The 4391-nt window shown below is 48.5% G+C and carries 4 protein-coding genes; all 4 read right to left on the reverse strand.

Going from position 1 to position 4391, the window contains the following annotated elements; translation table 11 throughout:
• On the reverse strand, positions 1–638 hold a 638-nt coding region (locus ABYT30_RS16090), incomplete at its 3' end, for an LON peptidase substrate-binding domain-containing protein (protein WP_373097494.1).
• Positions 639–818: 180 nt separating this feature from the next.
• Complete coding sequence (clpX, locus tag ABYT30_RS16095; RefSeq protein WP_373081864.1) at positions 819–2093, reverse strand: ATP-dependent Clp protease ATP-binding subunit ClpX; 1275 nt, start codon at positions 2091–2093, stop codon at positions 819–821.
• 119 nt (positions 2094–2212) lie between these two features.
• Positions 2213–2845 carry an ATP-dependent Clp endopeptidase proteolytic subunit ClpP gene (gene clpP / locus ABYT30_RS16100; protein ID WP_373081866.1) on the reverse strand — a complete coding sequence of 211 codons (633 nt, stop codon included), beginning with the start codon at positions 2843–2845 and terminating at the stop codon, positions 2213–2215.
• A gap of 120 nt (positions 2846–2965) precedes the next feature.
• Positions 2966–4294 (reverse strand): trigger factor, encoded by a 1329-nt coding sequence (gene tig / locus ABYT30_RS16105; protein WP_373081868.1) that lies wholly within the window; start codon positions 4292–4294, stop codon positions 2966–2968.
• Positions 4295–4391 lie beyond the last annotated feature (97 nt).

Genomic DNA, 4391 nt, shown 5'->3' on the forward strand with positions numbered 1-4391 from the left:
CGAATTCGCTTCTCGACTTGAAATAAGTCGATTTCCGATTCCATTAGCCCCATTAAATGCTCAAGGCGCTCACGCTCGTCAACCATTTCAAGCACCGCTTGCTTCTGTTCAAGCGCCATATTCATGTGTGCAGCAATGGTGTCCGCAAGCCGGCCTGGATCATCAATACCAGACAATGAGGTAAGTACTTCTGCGGGAATTTTCTTACTGAGATTGATGTATTTCTCAAATTGGGAAATGGCCGAGCGCAACATCACTTCGGACTCTTCTTCCCCAATTTTGTTTTCCTCCAGCACGTCGATTTCTGCGCTGAAGTAGTCTTCTTCGGCCGTTACTGCATTAAGGACTGCTCGGTAGCTACCTTCGACTAATACCTTTACGGTGCCATCTGGAAGTTTCAGTAGCTGTAATATATTGGCGACAGTACCGATATCGTATAGATCATCAGTACCCGGCTCGTCTAAATCAGGATTGCGTTGAGCAGCCAGTACGATCTCTTTGTTACTGCCCATAGCCAGCTCGAGTGCCCGAATTGACTTATCCCGCCCTACAAACAGCGGTATCACCATGTGGGGGTAAACCACCACATCGCGCAAAGGAAGCAGTGGCAGCTCCTGTATTTCTCGCTTTTCGGCCATTTAATTGCCTCGCATAAAATTTGTACGATCCGCATACAGCGGATATTTCGCCTGCAATACAGGCAGCTTAAGCTTAAGATGGGGACTTAGCACGGTAAAAACAAGACTTGACTAGCAAAGATTGTGACAAAAAAGAGGCTCGCCGCGAAAATAGCACTCGCGGCGGCTTAGGAGAGGGGTTTATTCTTCGGGAGCGACTTTACGCTGATCGCTATAAACCAAAATTGGCGCAGAATCACCCTTGATAACCGAGCCATCGATAACCACTTTGCTGACGTTTTCCATCGACGGCAAATCGTACATCGTGTCCAGTAATACGGACTCTAAAATGGAGCGCAGACCACGGGCACCGGTTTTGCGGGTCATTGCCTTTTCAGCAACCGAGCGCAAGCCATCTTCCCGGAAATCAACTTCCACACCTTCCATATCGAAAAGCTTCGAATACTGCTTGGTCAATGCGTTCTTTGGCTCAGTCAGAATGCTGACTAAGGCATCGATATCGAGCTCTTCTAGTGTCGCTATAACGGGAAGCCGGCCCACGAACTCGGGGATCAAGCCATAACGAACTAAGTCATCCGGCTCGACATCTGCAAGAATTTCACCCACATTGCGAGCTTCACTCTTACTCTTAACTTCCGCGCTGAAGCCGATACCGCCTTTCTCAGAGCGATCACGAATAACGCGATCTAGGCCCGCAAATGCGCCACCACAGATAAACAGAATATTAGAGGTATCTACCTGCAAAAACTCCTGCTGGGGATGCTTGCGGCCACCCTGTGGCGGCACAGACGCAACCGTACCCTCGATCAGTTTCAGTAGTGCTTGTTGAACACCCTCACCCGACACATCACGTGTTATTGACGGGTTATCAGATTTTCGAGAAATCTTATCGATCTCATCGATGTAGACTATGCCCATTTGGGCTTTTTCTACATCGTAATCACACTTTTGCAGCAGCTTTTGAATGATGTTTTCAACGTCTTCACCAACGTAACCAGCCTCAGTTAAAGTGGTCGCATCAGCAATGGTGAAAGGTACATCAAGCAATCGCGCCAAGGTCTCAGCCAGCAGCGTCTTACCGCTACCAGTGGGGCCTATTAGCAAAATATTACTTTTGCCCAATTCAATATCGTCTTTGCCTTTCTCGCCAACGCGCAAACGCTTGTAGTGGTTGTATACCGCTACTGCGAGCACTTTCTTTGCACGCACTTGACCAATAACATACTGATCAAGTGTATGGTTAATTTCTTGTGGCGTAGGCAGCTTATCGCGACCAGCCTCGCTCGCGGCCTCCTGCACTTCTTCACGAATGATGTCATTACACAAATCGACACACTCGTCACAGATAAAGACAGACGGGCCAGCAATTAACTTGCGGACTTCGTGCTGGCTTTTACCACAGAAGGAACAGTACAGCAGTTTGCCGTTGTCATCTGTGCCGTCTTTACTACTCATTAATACCTACCTTGTTCAATTTGCATGGCGATTACCCACCTTAAGCTAAAGATGACGCCTTTTCGCAGTTTTTGCAAGTTTGCGCGCTTGGCGCAAAGCTGCGGCAATGTTTGGTGCAGTTACTTCCGGTCAGTTAGCACCTTGTCTACCAAGCCGTAATCGCAGGACTGCTGGGCATTCATGAAGTTGTCACGCTCAGTGTCTTTGGCAATGGTTTCATAGGTCTGACCGGTGTGCTCAGCCATTAGGTGATTCAAGCGTTCGCGAATAATCAGTATTTCACGGGCCTGGATATCAATATCTGTTGCCTGGCCCTGAGCACCACCGCTGGGCTGGTGGATCATGGTGCGAGCGTTTGGCAGGATGAAACGCTTGCCCTTCTCGCCACCACTGAGCAAAAAAGCACCCATACTGGCCGCTTGACCTATACACATGGTGCTTACATTCGGCTTTATAAACTGCATTGTGTCGTAAATAGACAGACCTGCTGTTACAGAGCCACCGGGCGAATTGATATACAAGTGGATGTCTTTATCGGGGTTTTCAGACTCAAGAAATAAAAGCTGAGCCACGATCAGGTTGGCCATATGGTCTTCAACCTGACCAACACAGAAAATTACCCGCTCTTTTAGCAGGCGTGAGTAAATATCATAGGAGCGCTCGCCCCGTGCCGTCTGTTCAACGACCATAGGCACCAAGCCCAGGTTGGTTATAGCATTATTGTTGATACCGTCAATCGAGTTGCGCGACATAGTAAAGACTCTTCCGTATCGTAAATGGGTAAGCAGATTTTTCACCTACCGGAAAAAAAACAAGCGACGGAACCAGAGGTTCAGTCGCTTGTTCGCAGATGACCAGAGCTATCTCGCAAATTAAGACGCTTCTGCCTCTTCCGCCGGTGGCGACATTACTTCTTCGTAGCTTAAAGTTTCTTCGCTAACCTTCGATTTTTCAAGTAATTTCTCAACTACCTCTTCTTCAATGACCATACCTTCGATCTGCTGAAGCTGCTGAGGATTACCCATGTAGTAATTAATGATTTCTTCTTTGTCTTCGAAGCTAGCAGCCATCTCTTCAAGAGCGGCGCGTACTTTCTCGGCGTCAGCCTTAATACCTTCTGCGCTAATTAGCTCATTAAGCACTAAACCCAATTTAACGCGGCGCTCTGCGTTATCGCGGAAAAGCTCGTCAGGAAGAATGTCTGCAGCATTTAGCTTTTCGGCCATCGCACCAAACTGCTGCATTTGCTGATTGCGCAGCGCTTCTATTTCTTGGCTCACAAGGGCTTTTGGCACCTGTAAGTCGGAATGTACCTTGAGCACACCTTCCATGACTTGGTTCTTAATGCGGGACTTAGTCGCATTTTTCAACTCCCTAGCCATATTTTTTTCTACTTCAGCGCGAAAAGCGTCAACACCACCCTCTTTTACACCGAAAGCTTCGAATAACTCTTCGTTTAGCTCGGGCAATTCTTTTGCGCTCACAGAATTAAGTGTGATCTTAAACTCAACGGCGGCGCCTTTAAGGTCTTCGCTGTGATAGTCTTCCGGAAAAGTCACCGCAACGACCTTCTCATCGCCGGCGCTCATACCTTCGATACCCGCTTCGAAGCCAGGAATCATGCGGCCAGAGCCGAGCTCCAAGTCAGAGCCATCAGCTTTGCCGCCTTCAAACTCAACGCCATCTTTAGTGCCAAGGTAGTTAATATTGACCTTGTCGCCATCAGCCGCTGCACGCTCAACCACTTCCCAGCTCGCGCGCTGAGTGCGCAGGTTTTCAATCATCTTATCGACATCAGCCGCAGTGATTTCTGCCACAGGCTTCTTCACGACAATCGAGCTGTAATCTTTGGCTTCGATTTCAGGGAAAACTTCGAAGGTGGCAACAAATTCAATATCCTTACCAGCTTCCAAACTCTTGGGCTCTATTTCTGGGCGACCAGCAGGCTTTAGTTCTTGCTGCTGAATGGCTTCGTAGAAGCACTCATTCATGACTTCACCAAGAACTTCCATGCGCACCGACTGACCGAAACGCTGGCGAACTACGCTCATCGGCACCTTGCCGGGACGGAAGCCGTCAAGCTTGACAGTTTTAGCCGCTTTTTGGAGACGGCTATCAACTGCGCCATCTATACGGGCAGCAGGAACACCTACAATTAGACGGCGCTCTAGGCCAGAAGTCGTTTCAACGGAAACTTGCATCGATGATCCTCAAAACAGGTCTTATAAGCACAAATGGCCACTTCGGCATCGAAGCGGCCATTCATAAGAATTCTTTGAAATGGTGCGGATGGAGAGA

This window comes from Zhongshania sp., from assembly GCF_041623545.1.
Lineage (GTDB): Bacteria > Pseudomonadota > Gammaproteobacteria > Pseudomonadales > Spongiibacteraceae > Spongiibacter.